Here is a 22,388-nt window from a genome sequence, read left to right as displayed (position 1 = left end):
CCACCGTGGGATCGGCCGATGCCGAGAACGTGGTGGAGTCGACGCACGAGCTGGTCGCGCATGTCCTGGGCCTGCTGCAGCGGTGGCTGGCCGATGAGCGGTTCGAGGCTTCGCGGCTGGTGTTCGTCACCCGGGGTGCGGTCGAGGCGCGGGAAGGCGATGTGGTCGCCGATCTGGCGGCCGCGGCGGTGTGGGGTCTGGTGCGGTCGGCGCAGTGGGAGAACCCGGGCCGGTTCGTGCTGGTCGATGTCGACGGTGAGCTTTCCTCGTCCGTGCTGGCCGGGGTCCTGGCCTCTGGTGAGCCGCAGGCGGCGGTGCGTGAGGGCGGAGTGTGGGTTCCGCGTCTGGCGCGGGTGGCACCGGCGGAGGAGACCGAGCGGCCGTGGGAGCCCGAGGGCACGGTGTTGATCACCGGCGGGACCGGTGGTCTGGGAGGCAGTCTGGCCCGGCATCTGGTGGCCGGGCGAGGTGTGCGGCATCTGCTGCTGACCAGCCGGCGGGGCCCGGATGCCCCGGGCGCGCTGGAGTTGCGGGCCGAGCTGATCGCGCACGGCGTCGAGGTCACGGTCGCCGCCTGTGACATGGCGGACCGGGACGCGGTGGCGGCCCTGCTGGCCGGGATCGACACCGAGCACCCGCTGACCGCGGTCATCCACACCGCCGGTGTGCTGGAAGACTCGACGATTCCGACCCTGACCCTGGAGCGGCTCGGCAGGGTCCTGCGTCCGAAGGTGGACGCGGCCTGGCATCTGCACGAGCTCACCCGGGACCTGGACCTCGCGGCGTTCATCACCTACTCATCCCTGTCGGGCGTCATGGGAGCGCCCGGGCAGGGTAACTACGCGGCCGCGAACACATTCCTCAACGCCTTGGCGCAGGCGCGCCGGGCAGAGGGGCTGCCCGCACAGTCGCTGGCCTGGGGGGCCTGGACCCAGGACACCGGAATGACCGGCACGCTGAGCGACGCCGACATGCGGCGGATCACCCGTACGGGCATGCCGCCGCTCTCGGTGGAGCAAGGACTGGCACTGTTCGACGCCGCCGGACGGGTGGCCCGGTCGGTGGTGATCCCGCTCCGGTTGGAGCTCGCTGTGCTGCGTGCCCACGGCGAGGTGCCGGCGCTGTTGCGCGGGCTGGTGCGAGGTGGGCGCCGGTCGGCGGCGTCGGGCTCGGTGGTGGCCGCGACGTTGCTGCAGCGGTTGGCTCCGCTGGGGGCGGCCGAGCGCGCCGAGGTCCTGGTGGACCTGGTGCGTACCGAGGTGGCCATGGTCTTGGGCCATGCCTCGTCCGACACGGTGGAGGTGCGCCGGGAGTTCCGCGAACTGGGCTTTGACTCCCTCACCGCCGTCGAGTTGCGCAACCGGCTGAACACGGTGACCGGGCTGCGGCTGCCGTCCACGCTGGTGTTCGACTACCCCACGCCGAGCACGCTGGCGGACTTCCTGCTGGCCGAGCTGCTCGGCGAGCACGCCGACGCGATCATTCCCGCGCCCGCCATGCCCCTGAACGACGATCCCATCGTGATCGTGGGCATGGCCTGCCACTTCCCGGGTGAGGTGGACTCTCCTGAGGATCTGTGGCGGCTGGTCTCCGAGGGCGGGGACGCGATCGGTGAGTTCCCGACCACGCGTGGCTGGGATCTGGGGGCGCTGTACAACCCGGATCCGGAGAAGCGGGGCACCAGCTACGTGCGCGAGGGTGGTTTCCTGGAGGGTGCCACGCAGTTCGACCCTGGGTTCTTCGGGATCTCGCCGCGTGAGGCGCTGGCGATGGACCCGCAGCAGCGTCTGCTGCTGGAGACCTCGTGGGAGGCGATCGAGCGGACGGGTGTGGACCCGACCTCGCTGCGCGGTAGCCGTACCGGCGTGTTCGCCGGCATCTTCTACCACGACTACGGGATGGGTGCCCAGTTCCCGCCGGAGGCGATGGGCTTCATCGGCACCGGCACCGCGGGAAGCGTCGCGACCGGGCGTATCTCCTACACGCTGGGTCTGGAGGGCCCGGCGGTGACGGTGGACACCGCCTGTTCGTCGTCGCTGGTCGCGCTGCACATGGCGGCGCAGGCACTGCGTACGGGTGACTGCGATCTGGCGCTGGCCGGTGGCGCGACCGTGATGGCCACCCCGGTGGCGTTCATCGACTTCAGCGCACAGGGCGGGCTGGCGCCTGATGGCCGATCCAAGGCGTTCTCCGATGCCGCGGACGGCACCAGCTACTCCGAGGGTGTGGGCATGCTGGTGCTGGAGCGGCTGTCGGACGCGCGCCGCAACGGCCACGAGGTGCTCGCGGTCGTGCGCGGTTCCGCGGTGAACCAGGACGGTGCGTCCAATGGCCTGACCGCGCCGAACGGTCCTTCGCAGCAGCGGGTGATCCGTCAGGCGCTCGCCGGGGCGAGGCTGTCACCGTCCGAGGTGGACGCGGTCGAGGCGCACGGCACGGGGACGACGCTGGGTGACCCGATCGAGGCGCAGGCACTCCTGGCCACCTACGGCAAGGATCGGGACGAGGACCGTCCGCTGCTGCTGGGGTCGATCAAGTCGAACCTGGGGCACACGCAGGCGGCGGCGGGTGTGGCGGGTGTGATCAAGATGGTCATGGCGATGCGGCACGGGGTGCTGCCCAGGACGTTGCACGTGGACGCGCCGTCCTCGCACGTGGACTGGGCCTCGGGTGCGGTGGAGCTGCTGACCGAGCAGGTCGAGTGGCCGCGGACGGATCGTCCGCGTCGGGCGGGGGTGTCGTCGTTCGGGATCAGCGGCACCAACGCGCATGTGATCATCGAGCAGCCCGAGGCCGCGACGGTGGCCCGTCCGCAGGACCGTGCACCGGACGCGGGCGTGGTTCCGGTGGTGGTGTCGGGTCGTACGGGCGAGGCGCTGCGGGCCCAGGCCGGGCGGCTGGTCTCGCACATGGAGAGCCGCGATGTCGCGCTGACCGATGTGGCGTTCTCGCTGGTGGCGTCGCGGTCGGTGTTCGAGCATCGTGCGGTGGTGGTCGGTGCCGGCCGTGAGGGGTTGCCGGCGGGGTTGGGTGCGGTGGCTTCGGGTGAGCCCATGGCGGGTGTGGTGCGGGGTGTGGCCGATGTGGACGGTCGGATGGTGTGGGTGTTCCCGGGTCAGGGGGCGCAGTGGGTGGGGATGGGGGCGGCTCTGCTGGAGGAGTCGGCGGTCTTCGCGGGGCGGATGGCGGAGTGCGCGGCGGCGTTGGAGCCGTTCGTGGACTGGTCGCTGCTGGAGGTGGTCCGTCAGGTGGAGGGTGCTCCGTCGCTGGAGCGGGTGGATGTGGTGCAGCCGGTGTCGTTCGCGGTGATGGTGTCGCTGGCGGCGGTGTGGGAGTCGCTGGGGGTTCGTCCGGACGCGGTGGTGGGGCATTCGCAGGGTGAGATCGCCGCCGCGGTGGTGGCCGGTGGCCTGTCGTTGTCCGACGGTGCCCGAGTGGTGGCGTTGCGCAGCCGTCTGATCGCCGAGCGGTTGGCTGGGGGTGGGGCGATGGCGTCGGTGGCGTTGCCGGTGGAGCGGGTGCGGGCCGCTTTGCTGGAGGGGGTGTCGGTGGCGGCGGTGAACGGCCCGAACTCGGTGGTGGTGGCCGGTGAGGTCGCGGCGGTGGAGGAGCTGGTCGAGCGTCTTGCCGCCGAGGGGGTGCGGGTGCGGCGGATCGCGGTGGATTACGCCTCGCATTCGGCGCAGGTGGATCTGATCGCCGAGGAGTTGGCCCAGGTGTTGGCGGCGGTGGCGCCGGGTGCGGTGCGGGTGCCGATGCTGTCGACGGTGACGGGTCAGTGGGTGGAGGGTCCGGAGCTGGACGCGGGGTACTGGTGTGAGAACCTACGGCGCACGGTGGCTTTCGCTCCGGCGGTCGGTCGGTTGCTGGAGCAGCGGTATCGGGTGTTCGTCGAGGTGAGTTCGCATCCGGTGCTGACGGTCGGTATCGGCGAGTGTGTGGAGGAGACCGACGCCACCACTGTGATCGCCGGGACGCTGCGCCGCGACGAGGGCGGTCTGGAGCGGGTGCTGGTCTCGGCGGCCGAGCTGTTCGTGCGCGGTGTGCTGGTGAACTGGCAGGCCGTCTTCTCGGGCGCGCGCCGGGTCGATCTGCCCACGTACGCCTTCCAGCACCAGCGGTACTGGCCGAACGCGCGGCAGGGTGGGGACGCCCGAGGGCTGGGCCTGGCCGCGACGGATCACCCGTTGCTGGGCGCGACAGTGGGCCTGGCCGATTCCGACGGTGTGCTGCTGACCGGCCGTCTGTCGCTCTCGTCGCAGTCGTGGCTGGCCGATCATGTGGTGGCGGGTTCGGTGGTGGTGCCGGGTTCGGCGTTCGTGGAGCTGGCGGTGCGTGCCGGTGACCAGGTCGACTGTGACGTGGTGGAGGGTTTGACGCTGGACGCGCCGTTGGTGCTGGGCGAGAACGACGCGGTCGCGGTGCAGGTCTGGGTCGGCGCCTCTCAGGAATCGGGTCGTCGGACGGTGAACGTCTACGCCCGGTCGGCCGAGGCGGCCGACGATGTGCCGTGGGTGCGGTACGCGACCGGCACGCTCGCGGCCGGTGTCGGGGAGGTCGTGCCGTTCGACGCGGCGGTGTGGCCGCCGGCCGGGGCGACCGCGATCGAGCTGGACGGGTTGTACGAGGAACTGGCCGAGGACGGTTTCGCCTACGGCCCGGCGTTCCAAGGGCTGCGGGCGGCGTGGCGGCGCGACGACGAGGTGTTCGCCGAGCTGAGGCTGTCGGAGCAGACCGGTGGGGCCGCTTCGTTCGGGCTGCATCCGGCGTTGCTGGACGCGGCGCTGCACGCGGTGCCGTTCGCCGGGCTGGAGCCGGTGGAAGGTGGCCGTTTGCCGTCTTCGTGGGGACAGGTGTGCCTGCACGCGGCCGGCGCCTCGGTACTGCGGGTGCGGCTGGCCAGGACGGGGCCGGACACGGTTTCGCTGAACGCGGTGGACGCGGCAGGGGAGCCGGTGCTGTCGGCGCGGTCGGTGGTGTTGCGACCGGTCTCGACCGAGCTGCTGGAAGCCGCCTCCGATGACCGCGGAGCCGGTCGGGACGCGTTGTTCCGAGTGGAGTGGGTGCCCGCGGCCGCCTTGCCGGAGACCGGCGGGGTATCGGTGGGAGTGCTCGGCCTGGACACGTTGGGTGTCGCCTCCGCGTTGCGGACGGCCGGGGAGGCCGGCGGCCTTCCGGTGCCGGTGCACGCGGAGCTGTCGTCGCTGGCGGAGGCGGGTACGGTGCCGGCCGTGGTGGTGGCCGAGATGGTCCCTGATCCGGAGGGCGGGGTGGTGGAGTCGGCGCACGCGCTGACCGCCCGCGTTCTGGACATGCTGCAGGGCTGGCTGGCCGATGACCGGTTCGCCGATTCGCGGCTGGTGTTCCTCACCCGAGGCGCGATCGCGATCGATGCCGCCGTGGAGGATGAGGCGGGTCCGGACCCGGTCGTGGCCGCGGCGTGCGGGCTTGTCCGCAGCGCCCAGTCGGAGAACCCGGGCCGGTTCGGGTTGGTCGACGTGGACGGACAGGAGTCCTCGCTGCCGTTCTTGCTCGACGTGCTGCCAGGGGTGTCGGCGTCGGGTGAGCCGCGGGTGGCCTTGCGCGGAGGCGAGGTGTGGGTGCCGCGTCTGGCGCGGGTGGCGTTCGGCTCCGGTGCAGGCCCCGACTCTGAGCGTGTCTCCGCCCTCCCGTCCGACTCGGTCTCCGGTTCCGGTTCCGGCGGGGACAGCCGGGTCTGGAACCCGGAGGGCACGGTGTTGATCACCGGTGGTACCGGTGGTCTGGGCGCGCTGTTCGCGCGGCATGTGGTGGCCGAGCGGGGTGTGCGGCGTCTGCTGCTGACCAGCCGGAGGGGGCTGGACGCTCCCGGCGCGGTGGAGTTGCGGGCCGAGCTGATCGCGCACGGGGTCGAGGTCACGGTCGCGGCGTGTGACATGGCGGATCGGGATGCGGTGGCGGCCCTGCTGGCCGGGGTGGATGCCGAGCATCCGCTGACCGCGGTGATCCACACCGCCGGTGTGCTGGCCGACGGCACGATCCCGTCGCTGACGCCCGAGCGGCTGGACACCGTGCTGCGGCCCAAGGTCGATGCCGCCTGGTACCTGCACGAGTTCACCAGGGACCTGGACCTCGCGGCGTTCGTGGTGTTCTCCTCCATGGCGGAGGTGATGGGCAACGCCGGGCAGGGTAACTACGCGGCGGCGAACGCGTTCATGGACGCGCTGGTTCAGGCGCGTCGGGCCATGGGACTGTCGGGGCTGTCGCTGGCCTGGGGTTTGTGGGCGCAGGAGAGCGGGATGACCGGTGGGCTGGGGGCGATAGATCTGCAGCGGATGGCGCGGGCGGGGATGCCGGCGTTGTCGGCCGGGCAGGGGCTCGCGTTGTTCGAGTCGGCCGCCGTGTCGGATCACGCGGCGGTGGTGGCCGCGCGGCTGGAGCTGTCGGTGCTGCGCACGTTCCCCGAGGTGCCGCATCTGATGCGTGGTCTGGTGCGTGCGGGGCGTCGTCTGGCGGTCTCCGCGTCGGCGAGTGGGGACGCGGAGCTGGTACGGCGGTTGGCGGGGTTGGGCGAGGCCGAGCGGGTGCGGCTGGTGGTGGAGTTGGTGCGGGTTCAGGCTGCGGCGGTGCTGGGTCATGCCTCGGGAGAGGCCGTCCAGCCCGGCCGTGAGTTCCGCGAGTTGGGCTTCGACTCTCTTACCGCCGTCGAGCTGCGTAACCGGCTCAACGCGGTCACCGGGCTGCGGCTGCCGGCGACACTGGTGTTCGACTACCCGACGCCGACCGTGCTGGCGCGGTTCCTGGTGTCGGAACTGCTCGGCCGGCAGGACCAGGCCGCCGGGTCGGGTGTGGTGGCCGGGCCGAGGACGTCGGTGGCGGATGATCCGATCGTGATCGTGGGGATGAGCTGCAGGTTCCCCGGCGGGGTGAACTCGCCGGAAGAGCTGTGGCGGTTGCTGTCCGAGGGCGAGGACGCGATCTCGCCCTTCCCCGCCGATCGAGGCTGGGATCTGGAGATGCTGTCGGCGGCGGGCTCCAACGGTCAGGGTGGTAGCGCGACCGGTCAGGGCGGGTTCCTGGCGGATGCGGCCGGATTTGACGCCGGATTCTTCGGGATCTCGCCGCGTGAGGCGCTGGCGATGGACCCGCAGCAGCGGCTGCTGCTGGAGGGGGTGTGGGAGGCGGTCGAGCGGGCCGGTATCGACCCGGTCTCGCTGAAGGGCAGCTCCACCGGGGTGTTCGTGGGCACCAACGGCCAGGACTACGCGAGCCTGGTGATGAACGCGCAGGCGGATGTTCAGGGTCACGCCATCACCGGCATGGCGGCCAGCGTGCTGTCGGGTCGCCTGTCCTACACGCTGGGTCTGGAGGGCCCGGCGGTGACGGTGGACACCGCCTGCTCGTCGTCGCTGGTGGCGTTGCACATGGCGGCGCAGGCGCTGCGTTCGGGCGAGTGCGGCCTGGCGCTGGCAGGTGGTGTCACGGTGATGACCACCCCGCTCGGGTTCATCGGCTTCAGCGCCCAGGGAGGGCTGGCGCCCGATGGCCGGTGCAAGGCGTTCTCCGACGGCGCGGACGGCACCAGCTGGTCCGAGGGCCTGGGAGTGCTGGTGCTGGAGCGGTTGTCGGACGCGCGCCGCAACGGCCATGAGGTGCTGGCGGTGGTGCGGGGTTCGGCGGTCAACCAGGACGGTGCGTCCAACGGGTTGACCGCGCCGAACGGTCCTTCGCAGCAGCGGGTGATCCGCCAGGCGCTGGCCGGCGCGGGCTTGTCGCCGTCCGAGGTGGACGCGGTCGAGGCGCACGGCACCGGCACCAGGCTGGGTGACCCGATCGAGGCCCAGGCGCTGCTGGCCACCTACGGGCAGAACCGTGAGGCCGACCGGCCGCTGCTGCTGGGCGCGATCAAGTCGAACCTCGGTCACACGCAGGCGGCCGCGGGTGTGGCCGGTGTGATCAAGATGGTGATGGCTCTCCGGAACGGGGTCCTGCCTCGGACGTTGCACGTGGACGCGCCGTCGTCGCATGTGGACTGGGCCTCGGGTGCGGTGGAGTTGCTGACCGAGGCGACGGAGTGGCCGAGGAACGGTCGTCCGCGTCGGGCGGGGGTGTCGTCGTTCGGAATCAGTGGCACCAACGCGCACGTGATCCTGGAGCAGGGGCCGGAGGCCGCTGAGACGGAGTCGCGGGGCGAGGAGCGGGCGCCGGCCGCGGGTGTGCTGCCGGTGCTGGTGTCGGCCCGTACGGCGCAGGCGTTGCGGGCGCAGGCCGGGCGGCTGGCCTCGCACGTGGGGGATCGCAGTGAGGTGGCACTGGCCGACACCGCGTTCTCGCTGGCCACGATGCGGTCGGTGTTCGAGCATCGGGCGGTGGTGCTGGCCGCCGACCGTGATGGGGTGCTGGCCGGGCTGGAGGCTCTGGCCGAGGGCCGGCCGAGCGCGGGTGTGGTGCGCGGCGCGGCGGGAGCGGAGCCGAGGCTCGCGGTGCTGTTCACCGGTCAGGGCAGCCAGCGGGCCGGGATGGGCCGGGAGTTGTACGGCCGGTTCCCGGTGTTCGCGGCGGCGTTGGACGAGGTGCTCGCCGAGCTGGAGCCGATGCTGGAGGGGTCGCTGCGCGAGGTGCTGTTCGCCGAGCCGGGGTCGGCCGGGGCGGAGGCGCTGGATCGGACCGGGTGGGCGCAGCCGGCGCTGTTCGCGGTGGAGACCGCCTTGTTCCGGTTGGTGTCCTCGTGGGGGGTGCGGCCGAACGTGCTGGCCGGGCACTCGGTCGGGGAGATCACGGCGGCGCATGTGGCGGGGGTGTTGTCGCTGAGTGACGCGTGCGCGTTGGTGGCGGGTCGGGCGCGGTTGATGCAGGCGCTGCCGCAAGGTGGGGCGATGGTGTCGGTGCGGACCTCCGAGGAGGAGGTCGCAGAGCTGCTGGCCGGGCACGAGGACCAGGTGTCGATCGCGGCGGTGAACGGTCCGGCCTCGGTGGTGATCGCCGGGGTCGAGGAGCCGGTGCTCGCGATCGTCGCGGCGCTGGAGGAGCGTGGGGTTCGGGCGAAGCGGCTGCGGGTGTCGCACGCGTTCCACTCGCCGTTGATGGAGCCGATGCTGGAGGACTTCCGTGCCCTGGCGAGCAGGCTCACCTACCGTGTGCCGAGGATCCCGATCGTGTCCACGCTGACCGGGCGGGCGGCCGAAGCCGAGCGGCTGTGTTCGCCGGACTACTGGGTGGACCAGGTGCGAGGCGCGGTCCGTTTCGCCGACGGCGTCCGCACCCTGCACTCCCAGGGGGTGCGGGCCTACCTGGAGCTCGGCCCCGACGGCGTGCTGACCGCCATGGCCCAGGACACGCTCGCGGCCGACCCGGGCCAGAGCGGAACGGACCAGAGTTCGGACTCCGGCGCGGACGTGGTGCTGGTGCCGGTTCTGCGCGGGGACCGGGACGAGCACGAGGCCGCTACCGAGGCGCTGGCTCGCCTGCATGTGCACGGCGTACCGGTGGACTGGCGGGCGGTGCTGCCGCGCGGACGCCGGGTCGACCTGCCCACCTACCCCTTCGAGCACCGGCGGTTCTGGCCGGAGAGCGGTGCCCCCGCCAAGGGGGCCGCCGTGGCCGACCCGGTGGACGCGGAGTTCTGGGCCACCATCGAGCGTGAGGACCTTCAGTCCCTCGCGGCCAGGCTGGACGTGGAGCAGGAGACGCTCGGCGCGGTACTGCCGGCGCTGACGTCGTGGCGCCGGGCCCGGCGCGAGACGTCCGTCGCGGACTCCTGGCGATACCGCGTCATCTGGAAGCCGCTGACCAGCGTCTCGGCCGCCGTCGTGCCGGGCACCTGGCTGGTCGTGGTCCCCGCGGAGCTGGCCGGCGATGCCTGGGCGGAGTCCGTGGTCCAGATGGCAGGGGCGGCGGCCATCCGGCTGGACGTATCCGGCCAGGACCGGGCCGCGCTCGCCGAGCGGGTACGCGAGAGCCTCGGCGCCGACACGGAGCCGGCCGGGGTGGTATCGCTGCTGGCGCTGCGTGAGGCCACGGAGCCGAACGTCTCGGACGGCTCGGCGCTGACGGTGACCCTGCTGCAGGCGCTGGGCGATGCCGGTGTCGAGGCGCCGCTGTGGTGCGTCACGAAGGGCGCGGTCTCGCTCGGGCGGTCCGACACGGCGCCGAGCCCGGCCCAGGCGGCCGTGTGGGGCCTCGGCCGGGTGGCCGCGCTGGAGCACCCCCAGCGCTGGGGCGGACTGATCGACCTTCCCCAGACGCTGGACCAGCGGGTGGTGACCTGGCTGGCGGGCGTCCTCACCGTGCCCGGCTCCGAGGATCAGGTGGTGATCCGCTCGACCGGCGTCTACGGTCGCAGGCTGGCCCACGCTCCTTACCGTGGCACTGACGCCACGCCGCGACCGCGCGGCACGGTCCTGATCACCGGTGGCACCGGCGCGCTCGGTGCTCATGTGGCCCGAGGGCTGGCCGCCCAGGGTGTCGAACATCTCGTACTGACCAGCAGGCGGGGCGCGGAAGCCGGCGGTGCGGCCGAGCTGCGCGACGAGCTGACCGCGCTGGGCGCCCGGGTGAGCATCGTGGCATGCGACGTGGCCGACACGGACGCGCTCGCGGCCGTGCTGGCCGATATCCCGGCCGAGTACCCGCTGACCGGGGTGGTCCACGCCGCCGGCGTCAGCCCGGCGAACAGCCTGGACGGGCTGGCCGCCGCCGAACTGGCAGAGGTGATGCGGGCGAAGGTCGTCGGCGCGCTGAATCTCGACGCGCTGCTGGGCGACCGCGAACTCGACTTCTTCGTGCTGTTCTCCTCGATCGCCGCGGTGTGGGGCAGCGGTGGCCAGGCGGCCTACGCCGCCGCCAACGCCTCCCTCGACGCTCTCGCCGACCGGCGGCGGGCGCGCGGAGCCGCGGCGACCTCGGTCGCCTGGGGCCCGTGGGCCGGGGACGGCATGGCCGCCGCTGACGGGGCACAGGACTACCTGTCCAGGCGCGGTGTGCGGGCTATGGCGCCGGGAGCGGCCGTCACCGCGCTGTGGCGGGCGGTCGCCCACCGGGACACGACGGTGGCGGTCGCCGACATCGCATGGGAGCAGTTCGCCCCGACGTTCACCGCCGCACGGCAGAGCGCTCTGCTCGGCGATCTGCCGGAGGTGCTGAGCCTGGTCGAGGCGGGCCTCAGCCTCCGGGAGGACGAGCAGTCGGCCGCCTCCGCCCTGCGGACGCGGCTGCGTGAGCTGCCGGCGGGCGAGCGGTCGCAGGTCCTGCGCGACATGGTCCGCGAGCAGATCGCCGTGGTGCTGCGGCACTCCGGCGCGGATGCGGTCGAGGTCGAGCGGGCCTTCAAGGACCTCGGGTTCGACTCGCTGACCGCGGTCGAACTTCGCAACGCGCTCCGCGCCGCGACCGGTTTGAGCCTGCCGGCGACGATGGTGTTCGACTACCCGACGCCGGCCGTCCTGGCGGACTTCCTGCTGGCCGAGTTGCTGGGCGAGCAGGCGAACGCGGGGGTGCCGTCGGCGGTGCTGCCGGTGGCGGACGATCCGATCGTGATCGTGTCGATGGCCTGCCGCTATCCGGGCGGGGTGAGCTCTCCGGAGGATCTGTGGCGGCTGGTCGCCGAGGATCGGGACGCCATCACCCCGCTGCCACGGGACCGGGGCTGGCAGACGCGTGGCGAGCTGGACTTCCAAGGTGGATTCCTCCTCGACGCGGCCGACTTCGACCCGGGGTTCTTCGGGATCTCGCCGCGTGAGGCGCTGGCGATGGACCCGCAGCAGCGGCTGCTGCTGGAGACGTCCTGGGAGGCGATCGAGCGGGCCGGGATCGACCCGACCTCGCTGCGCGGTAGCCGTACCGGCGTGTTCGCCGGGGTGATCTACCACGACTACGGGACGAGCGCCGAGTTCCCGCCGGACGTGATGACCTTCGTCAGCAACGGCAGCGCCGGGAGCGTCGTCACCGGCCGGGTCTCGTACGCGCTGGGGCTGGAGGGCCCGGCGGTGACGGTGGACACGGCGTGTTCGTCGTCGCTGGTGGCGATGCACATGGCCGCGCAGGCCCTGCGATCGGGTGAATGCAGCCTGGCCTTGGCCGGCGGCGTGACGGTGATGGCGTCGCCGTTGGTGTTCGTCGATTTCAGCGGTCAGGGCGGGTTGTCGCCTGACGGCCGGTGCAAGGCGTTCTCCGACGCCGCGGACGGTACGACCTGGTCCGAGGGCGTGGGCATGCTGGTGCTGGAGCGGCTGTCGGACGCACGGCGCAACGGTCACCAGGTCCTGGCGGTCCTGCGTGGGTCGGCGATCAACCAGGACGGCGCGTCCAACGGTCTGACCGCGCCGAACGGCCCGTCGCAACAGCGGGTGATCCGCCAGGCGCTGGCCGCCTCCGGGCTGTCGTCGGCCGAGGTGGACATGGTCGAGGCGCACGGTACGGGCACGACGTTGGGCGACCCGATCGAGGCGCAGGCGCTGCTGGCCACCTACGGTAAGGAGCGAGATGAGGACCGTCCGCTGCTGCTGGGGTCGATCAAGTCCAACATCGGTCACACGCAGGCCGCGGCCGGTGTCGCGGGTGTGATCAAGGTGGTCATGGCGATGCGGCACGGGATCCTGCCCAGGACGCTGCATGTGGATACGCCGTCGTCGCACGTGGACTGGGCATCGGGTGCGGTGGAGCTGCTGGCCGAGCCGGTCGAGTGGCCGCGGAACGGTCACCCGCGCCGGGCCGGGGTGTCGTCGTTCGGGGTCAGCGGAACGAACGCGCACATGATCCTGGAGCAGGGTTCCGAGGCGCCGCAGGCCGAACCGCGCGCGGAGTACATGGCGCCGGCGACAAGCGTGGTGCCGTGGGTGATCTCGGGCAAGACCGGTCAGGCGCTGCACGATCAGGCTCGTCGTCTGGGTGCGCACCTGGAGGCGCACGGCGGGCTTGACCCGGCGGATGTGGGGTCGTCGCTGGTGTCGTCGCGGTCGGTGTTCGAGCACCGGGCGGTGGTGGTCGGGCGTAAGCGGGAGGGGTTGCTGGCGGGGTTGGGCGCGGTGGCTTCCGGTGAGTCGGTGCCCGGGGTGGTGTCCGGGGTGGCGGACATCGACGGTAGGTCGGTGTGGGTGTTCCCGGGTCAGGGGGCGCAGTGGGCGGGGATGGGGGCGGCTCTGCTGGAGGAGTCGGCGGTGTTCGCGGGGCGGATGGCGGAGTGTGCGGCGGCGTTGGAGCCGTTCGTGGACTGGTCGGGGTGGTCGTTGCTGGATGTGGTGCGGGGTGTGGAGGGTGCTCCGGGGTTGGAGCGGGTGGATGTGGTGCAGCCGGTGTCGTTCGCGGTGATGGTGTCGCTGGCGGCGGTGTGGGAGTCGCTGGGGTTGCGTCCGGATGCGGTGGTGGGGCATTCGCAGGGTGAGATCGCGGCGGCGGTGGTGGCCGGGGCGTTGTCGGTGCAGGACGGGGCGCGGGTGGTGGCGTTGCGCAGCCGGTTGATCGCCGAGCGGTTGTCGGGGCGCGGGGTGATGTTGTCGGTGATGGCGCCGGTGGAGTGGGTGCGTGCGGCGCTGGCCGAGGAGGGTCTGCTGGATCGGGTGGCGATCGCGGCGGTCAACGGTCCTCGGGTGGTCACCGTGGCCGGTGATGGGGAGGCTGTGCGGGTGCTGGAGCGGCGGCTGTCGGCAGAAGGCTTGATGCGCTGGCAGTTGGCCGGTGCGGACTTCGCCGCGCATTCGCCGCAGGTGGAGCGGTTCCGTGAGGATCTGCTGGTGGATCTGGCGGGGGTGGAGGCGCGGGTGGCGCGGGTGGCGATGTTGTCGACGGTGACCGGGCGGTGGTTGGACGGTACGGAGTTGGATGCCGGTTACTGGTATGAGAACGTGCGGCGGACGGTGGGGTTCGCGTCGGCGGTCGAGCGGTTGCTGGCGGAGCGGTATCGGGTGTTCGTCGAGGTGGGTCCGCATCCGTTGTTGACGTTGGGGATCGAGCAGGCGGTGGACGCGGCGGGGGTGGCCGCGGTGGTGGCGGGGACGTTGCGTCGTGACGAGGGTGGTTTGGAGCGGGTGCTGGTCTCGGCGGCCGAGCTGTTCGTCCGTGGGGTGAAGGTGGACTGGCGGCAGGTGCTGACCGGCGGTCGACGGGTCGACCTGCCCACCTACGCCTTCCAGCACCAGAGGTTCTGGCCGGGCCCGAGGCAGGGTGGTGACGCTCGTGCACTGGGGCAGGCGGCGACGGGGCATCCGTTGCTGGGGGCGGCGGTGGGGTTGGCCGACTCGGACGGCGTGCTGCTGACCGGGCGTCTGTCGCTCGCGTCGCATTCGTGGCTCGCCGATCACGCGGTGGCCGGTACGGCGCTGTTCGCCGGCACCGGGTTCCTTGAGCTGGCGATCCGGGCGGCGGACCAGGTCGGCTGCGACCGGGTGGAAGAACTCACCCTGGCCGCCCCGCTGGTGCTCGGTGCGGACGATGCCGTCACAGTCCAGGTGGCGGTGAGCGCACCCGACGAGACAGGCCGCAGGAACCTGACGATCTACGCCCGGTCGGCCGACGCGCTGGACCAGCCCTGGGTGCGGCACGCGACCGGTGTTCTCGCCACGGGTGCTTCGCCTGCCGAGCCGTTCGATGTGGCGGTGTGGCCGCCGGCCGGCGCGTTCATGATCGAGCTGGACGGGCTGTACGAGGAGTTGGCGGAGGAGGGCTTGGGGTACGGTCCGGCGTTCCAGGGGTTGCGGGCGGCTTGGCGGGGTTCTGAGGGTGAGATCTTCGCTGAGGTGAGTCTGCCCGAGCAGGTCAGCGGGGCGGGTGCGTTCGGGTTGCATCCGGCGCTGCTGGACGCGGCGATGCATGCGGTGGGTTTCGCCGGGCTGGATGCGGTGGATCGTGGCCGGGTGCCGTTGTCGTGGGCTGAGGTGTGCCTGCACGCGTCCGGTGCTTCGGTGTTGCGGGTGCGGTTGGTGCGGTCGGGTGGCGATTCGGTGTCGCTGACGGCGGTGGATGGGGCGGGTGCGCCGGTGGTCTCGGCGGGGTCGGTGGTGGTGCGACCGGTTCCGGCTGACTGGCTCGCGGTTGTTTCCGCTGGTCGTGCTGCTGGGCGGGATGCGTTGTTCGGGGTGGAGTGGGTTGCGGTGGGTGGTCTGCCGGTGGTTGAGCCGGTGCCGGTAGCGGTGCTGGGCGTGGACGCGTTGGGGGTCGCGGCGGCATTTGAGGTTGTTGGGGAGGTGGTCGGGGAGCCTGCGCCGGTGTATGCGGATCTGGTGTCGCTGGTGGAGGCGGGTCCGGTACCGGGTGTGGTGGTGGCACAGGTGGTGTCGGATCCTGCCGCGGGTGTGGTGGAGTCGGCGCATACCTTGACCACTCGCGTTCTGGGCCTGTTGCAGGGGTGGCTGGCCGATGACCGGTTGGCTGATTCCCGTCTGGTCGTCGTCACTCGGGGTGCGGTCGCGGCGGACGATGGTGAGACGGTCACTGATCTGGCGGCTGCGGCGGTGGGGGGTCTGGTTCGTAGCGCGCAGTCGGAGAATCCGGGCCGGTTCGTCCTGGTCGACGTGGATGTGGTCGGCGGGCACTCGGTCGCCCGCCGTGACGGCGGCGATGGTGTGGAGCTGGGCCGGTCGGTGCCGGCGGCCACGGTAGTGGCCTCGATGCTGGCTTCGGTGCTGGTGTCGGGTGAGCCGCAGGCGGCGGTCCGTGGGGGCGAGATGTTGGTGCCGCGGCTGGTACGGGCGATCGTGCGCGATGCCGCCTCCGATACCTCCGCGGATGTCACCGATGATGTCATCGCCGATGACGGTGGCCGGGTCTGGGATCCGGAGGGGACGGTGTTGATCACCGGTGGGACCGGTGGTCTGGGCGGGTTGTTCGCGCGGCATGTGGTGGCCGAGCGTGGGGTGCGGCGTCTGCTGCTGACCAGCCGGCGGGGCCTGGAAGCGCCCGGCGCGGTGGAGTTGCGGGCGGAGCTGATCGCGCACGGTGCGGAGGTCGAGATCGTCGCGTGTGATGTGTCCGATCGGGAGCAGGTGGCGGGGCTGCTGGCCGGGGTGGATGCCGACCATCCGCTGACCGCGGTCATTCACACCGCCGGTGTGCTGGCCGACGGCACGATCCCGTCGCTGACCCCCGAGGGGCTGGAGGCGGTGCTGCGGCCGAAGGTGGACGCGGCCTGGCACCTGCACGAGCTCACCCAGGACCTGGATCTCGCCGGCTTTGTGGTGTTCTCCTCGTTCGCCGGGGTGATAGGCAACGCCGGGCAGGGCAACTACGCGGCGGCGAACACGTTCTTGGACGCGCTGGTTCAGTCGCGGCGTGCCGCGGGTCTTTCGGGTCTGTCACTGGCCTGGGCGCTGTGGGCGCAGGAGACCGGGATGAGCAGCTCGTTGAGCGAGATCGACCTGCGGCGGATGGCGCGGGCCGGGATGCCGGCGCTGTCGGCCGAGCAGGGGCTGGCCGCGTTCGAGACATGCCTCGCGTTGGATCGCCCGGTGGTGGCGGTGGCCCGACTGGATCTGTCGGTGTTGCGGGCGGTTCCCGAGGTGCCGCACCTGCTGCGAGGTCTGGTGCGCGCGGGCCGCCGCCTGGCCGCTTCCGCGTCGGCCGGCGGGGACGCGGAGTTGGTGCGGCGGCTGGCGGGGCTGGAGCAGGCCGAGCAGGTGCGGCTGGTACTCGAGCTGGTGCGGGCACAGGCCGCGGTGGTGCTGGGGCACGCGTCGGCGGAGACGGTCCAGGTGCGGCGGGAGTTCCGCGAGCTGGGCTTCGACTCCCTCACCGCCGTCGAGCTGCGTAACCGGCTCAATGCCGTCACCGGGTTGCGGCTGCCCGCGACACTGGTGTTCGACTATCCGACACCGACGGTGCTGGCGGAGTTCGTACTCTCGGAGCTGCTGGGCCGGCAGGACCTGGCCGTCATGCCGGGTGTGGTGGCCGGGCCGAGGGGGTCGGTGGCGGACGATCCGATCGTGATCGTGAGCATGAGCTGCAGGTTCCCCGGCGGGGTGGACTCTCCGGAGGATCTGTGGCGGTTGCTGGTCGACGGTGAGGACGCGATCTCGCCGGTCCCGGCCGATCGGGGCTGGGATCTGGGGATGCTGTCCGGGACGAGCCTCAATGTCCAGGGCGGGTTCCTGGCGGACGCGGTGGGATTTGACGCGGGCTTCTTCCGGATCTCGCCGCGTGAGGCGCTGGCGATGGACCCGCAGCAGCGGCTGCTGCTGGAGACGTCCTGGGAGGCGGTCGAGCGGGCGGGGATCGACCCGGCCTCGCTGAAGGGCAGCTCGACCGGCGTTTTCGTGGGTACCAGCGGCCAGGATTACGCGAGCCTGATCGTGAGTGCCCAGGCGGATGTGGGAGGTCATGGCGTCACGGGTCTGGCGGCCAGTGTGCTGTCGGGTCGCCTGTCCTACACGCTGGGGCTGGAGGGTCCGGCGGTGACGGTGGACACCGCCTGCTCGTCGTCGCTGGTGGCGTTGCACATGGCGGCGCAGGCGCTGCGTTCGGGTGAGTGTGATCTCGCGCTGGCCGGTGGAGTGACCGTGATGACCACCTCGCTGGGATTCATCGGTTTCAGCGCGCAGGGTGGGCTGTCGCCTGACGGCCGGTGCAAGGCGTTCTCCGACGCCGCGGACGGCACCAGCTGGGGCGAGGGCATCGGCGTGCTGATGCTGGAACGGCTGTCGGACGCGCGCCGCAACGGCCACGAGGTGCTCGCGGTCGTGCGTGGGTCCGCGGTGAACCAGGACGGTGCGTCCAATGGTCTGACGGCGCCGAACGGTCCGTCTCAGCAGCGGGTGATCCGCCAGGCGCTCGCCAGTGCCGGGCTGTCGCCCGCGGAGGTTGACGCGGTGGAGGCGCACGGTACCGGCACCCGGCTGGGCGACCCGATCGAGGCACAGGCACTGCTGGCCACCTACGGTCAGGAGCGGAACGAGGAACGGCCGCTTCTGCTCGGGGCCGTCAAGTCGAACATCGGTCACACCCAGGCGGCGGCCGGTGTGGCGGGTGTGATCAAGATGGTCATGGCGATGCGGCATGGGGTGCTGCCCAGGACGTTGCATGTGGATGAGCCGTCGTCGCATGTGGACTGGGCGTCGGGTGCGGTGGAGTTGCTGACCGAGGCGACGGAGTGGCCGAGGAACGGTCGTCCGCGTCGGGCGGGGGTGTCGTCGTTCGGGATCAGTGGCACCAACGCGCATGTGATCCTGGAGCAGGGGCCGGAGGCTCCGCCGATCGAGGTGGGAACGGCGGCGCCGGACGAGGCGCCGGCCGCGGGTGTGGTGCCGGTGCTGGTGTCGGCCCGTACGGCGGAGGCGTTGCGGGCGCAGGCCGGGCGGTTGGTCTCGCACCTGGAGGAAAGCGGTGCCGCGCTGGTCGATGTGGCGTTCTCGCTGGCCACGATGCGGTCGGCGTTCGAGCATCGGGCGGTGGTGCTGGCCGCCGACCGTGACGGTGCGCTGGCCGGGCTGGAGGCTCTGGCCGAGGACCGTTCGAGCGCGGGTGTGGTGCGCGGGGTGGCGGCGGAGCCGAGGCTCGCGGTGTTGTTCACCGGTCAGGGCAGCCAGCGGGCCGGGATGGGCCGGGAGTTGTACGGCCGTTTCCCGGTGTTCGCGACGGCGTTGGACGAGGTGATCGCGGAGCTGGACCCGCTGCTTGGCGGGTCGCTGCGCGAGGTGCTGTTCGCCGAGCCGGGGTCGGCCGGGGCGGAGGCGCTGGATCGGACCGGGTGGGCGCAGCCGGCGCTGTTCGCGGTGGAGACGGCGTTGTTCCGGTTGGTGTCCTCGTGGGGGGTGCGGCCGGACGTGCTGGCCGGCCACTCGGTCGGGGAGATCACGGCGGCGCATGTGGCGGGGGTGTTGTCGCTGAGTGACGCGTGCGCGCTGGTGGCGGCGCGGGCGCGACTGATGCAGGCGCTGCCGCAAGGTGGGGCGATGGTGTCGGTGCAGACCTCTGAGGAGGGGGTCGCAGAGCTGCTGGCCGGACGCGAGAACGAGGTGTCGATCGCGGCGGTGAACGGTCCGTCCTCGGTGGTGCTCTCCGGGGTGGAGGAGGCGGTTCTTGAGGTCGCCGCCACGCTGGAGGAGCAGGGGGTCAAGTCGCGGCGGTTGCGGGTGTCACACGCCTTCCACTCGCCGCTGATGGACCCGATGCTGGCGGACTTCCGTGCCCTGGCGAGCAGGCTCACCTACGGCCCGCCGCGGATCCCCGTGGTGTCCACCCTCACCGGGGAGCAGGCGACGGCCGAGCAGCTGGGCTCGCCGGACTACTGGGTGGAGCAGGTCCGAGGCGCGGTCCGCTTCGCCGACGGCGTCCGCACCCTGCACTCCCAGGGCGTGCGGGCCTATCTGGAGCTCGGCCCCGACGGCGTGCTGACCGCCATGGCCGCCGGCACGCTGGAGGCGGACGCGTACGGCGCTGACGCGGTGCTGGTACCGGCGCTGCGCAGGGATCGTGATGAGCACCTGGCGGTGCTGGCGGCGCTGGCCGAGCTGCACGCGAACGGGGTTCCGGTCGACTGGCGGGCGGTAATGCCGGGTGGACGCCGGGTCGACCTGCCCACCTATCCCTTCGAGCATCGGCGGTACTGGCCCGAGACCTCCGGTCCTCGCGTGGGGAACGTGGCGGCCGCGGGGCTCGCGTCCACGGGGCATCCGCTGCTGGGTGCGGCCGTGGGGCTGGCGGATTCGGATGGGGCGTTGTTGACGGGGCGCCTGTCGCTCGCGTCGCATGCGTGGCTGGCCGATCACGTGGTGGCGGGTTCGGCGGTGGTGCCGGGTTCGGCGTTCGTGGAGATGGCGATCCGGGCCGGTGACCAGGTCGGTTGCGACCTGGTGGAGGAGCTGGTCCTGGACGCGCCATTGGTGCTGGGTGCGGCTGACGCGGTCGCGGTGCAGGTGTGGGTGGGGGCCGCGGAGGAGTCGGGGCGCCGGACGGTGAGTGTGTACGGTCGTCCGGTCGCGGCCGATGACGCTCAGCCGTGGGTGCGGTACGCGACCGGCACGCTCGCGACCGGTGTCGCGGAGGTCGCGCCGTTCGACGTGGCGGTGTGGCCGCCGGCCGGGGCGTCCGTGATCGAGCTGGAGGGGCTGTACGAGGAGTTGGCCGAGGACGGGTTCGTCTACGGTCCGGTGTTCCAGGGGTTGCGGGCGGCGTGGCGGGGTGCTGATGGTGAGGTGTTCGCCGAGGTGGCGTTGCCCGAGCAGGCGGTTTCGGGGGCGGAGGCGTTCGGGGTGCATCCGGCGTTGCTGGATGCGGCGTTGCATGGGGTGGCGTTCGCGGGGCTGGGTGGTTCCGGTGGTGGTCTGTCGGCGTTCTCCTGGGGTGGGGTGTGCCTTCGGGCGGTCGGGGCGTCGGTGGTGCGGGTGCGGTTGGTGAAGGTGGGTGAGGACGCGGTGTCGTTGAGTGTGGTGGACGCGGCCGGGGAGGCGGTGGTGGCGGCGCGGTCGGTCGTGGTGCGGCCGGTTTCCGCTGAGCGGTTGGCGCTCTCCGATGGTGCGAGTGCGGGGGGGAGGTTGTTGTTCGGGGTTGAGTGGGTGTCGATGGGGGGTGTGGCGCAGGCGGGTCAGGTGCCGTCGACTCCGGTGGCGGTGCTGGGGGCGGACAGGTCGGGTGTCGCTTCGGCGTCGCAAGTGGCCGGGGAGGCGGGTGGCCTTCTGGTGCCGGTGCACGCGGAGCTGTCGTCGCTGGCGGAAGCGGGAGCGGTGCCGGCCGTTGTGATGATGGAGGCACTTTCGGATCCGGAGGGCGGGGTGGTGGAGTCGGCGCACGCGCTCACCGCGCACGTCCTGAACCTGCTGCAGGAATGGCTCGCCGACGACCGGTTCGCCGATTCCCGTCTGGTGGTCCTCACCCGGGGCGCGGTCGCGGTGGGCGACGAGGAGGCGGCTACCGATCTGGCGGGTGCGGCGGTGGGGGGTCTGATTCGTAGCGCCCAGGCGGAGAACCCCGGCCGGTTCGTCCTGCTCGACGTGGATGACCGGGAGACCTCGTTCGCGATCTTGTCTGACATCCTGTCCGAGGTTCCGGCCTCGGGCGAGCCGCAGGTGGCGGTGCGCGATGGTGAGGTGTGGGTGCCGCGCCTGGCGCGGGTGACGCCGGGATCCGACCTCGCCGATGACGGTGGCCGGGTCTGGGATCCGGAGGGGACGGTGTTGATCACCGGTGGGACCGGTGGTCTGGGCGGGTTGTTCGCGCGGCATGTGGTGGCCGAGCGGGGGGTGCGGCGTCTGCTGCTGACCAGCCGGCGGGGCCTGGACGCGCCCGGCGCGGTGGAGTTGCGGGCGGAGCTGATCGCGCACGGTGCGGAGGTCGAGATCGTCGCGTGTGATGTGTCCGATCGGGAGCAGGTGGCGGGGCTGCTGGCCGGGGTGGATGCCGATCATCCGCTGACGGCGGTGGTTCACACCGCCGGTGTGCTGGCCGACGGCACGATTCCTTCGCTGACGGTGGAAGGCCTGGAGGCGGTGCTGCGGCCGAAGGTGGACGCGGCCTGGCATCTGCACGAGCTCACCCAGGACCTGGATCTCGCGGCGTTCGTGCTGTTCTCCTCGATGGCAGGTGTCGTGGGAGCTCCAGGGCAGGGTAACTACGCGGCGGCGAACACCTTCTTGGACGCGCTGGCGGAGGCGCGCCAGGCCAAGGGGCTGGCGGCGTTGTCGCTGGCCTGGGGGGCCTGGGCGCAGGACGCGGGGATGACCGGCACACTGAGTGAGATCGAGATGCGGCGGATCAACCGGACAGGAATGCCTCCGCTGTCGGCCGAGCAGGGGCTGGCGATGTTCGAGACGGCCGCCGCGTCGGACCGTCCGATGGTGGTGGCGGTGCCGCTGGACCTGTCGGTGTTGCGGACGGTTCCCGAGGTGCCGCACCTGCTGCGAGGGCTGGTGCGCGCGGGCCGCCGGTCGGCGGTCGCCACCCAGACGGGCGGTGTCGCCGATGTCGTCGAGCGGCTGGCGGGGCTGGAGCAGGCCGAGCAGATTCAGCTGGTGCTCGAACTGGTGCGGGCACAGGCCGCAGTGGTGCTGGGGCACGCGTCGATGGACGCGATCCAGGCGGGACGGGAGTTCCGCGAGCTGGGCTTCGACTCCCTCACCACGGTGGAACTGCGCAACCGGCTCAACGCGGCGACGGGGCTGCGGCTGCCGGCGACCCTCGTCTTCGACTACCCCACCCCCGCCATCCTCGCCGAACACCTCCTGGCGGAAATCGCTCCGGGAGAGAGCAAGGCCACGGAGCTGTCACTACTGGCCGATCTCAACCGGTTCGAGACCGCTCTTTCCGATACCGCGCTCGACGAGCTCGCCAGGAACGGCATCGTCACCCGGTTGCGGCAGCTGCTGGCGAAGATGAGCGAGAGCGGCACGGAAACTAGTGAAATCGCTGTCACCGACATGCTCGAATCGGCGAGTACCAAGGACATCCTTGGCTTCATCGAAAGCGAACTGGGCCGCCTCAAAGACCTGTGA

The 22,388-nt window shown here is 71.9% G+C and carries 1 protein-coding gene (cut by a window edge); it reads left to right on the top strand.

Translation table 11 applies throughout. The features are described from left to right. Window positions 1-22,388 carry the 3' portion of a type I polyketide synthase gene (locus ACFQVD_RS15165; RefSeq protein ID WP_386368531.1) on the top strand. 14,650 nt of this gene lie to the left of the window's left edge, so the window shows 22,388 of its 37,038 coding nt (coding positions 14,651-37,038); the start codon falls outside the window, past its left edge; it ends in the stop codon at window positions 22,386-22,388.

Source organism: Streptosporangium amethystogenes subsp. fukuiense, from assembly GCF_042665875.1.
GTDB lineage: Bacteria > Actinomycetota > Actinomycetes > Streptosporangiales > Streptosporangiaceae > Streptosporangium > Streptosporangium fukuiense.
This window is presented reverse-complemented; position numbering and strand designations above follow the sequence as displayed.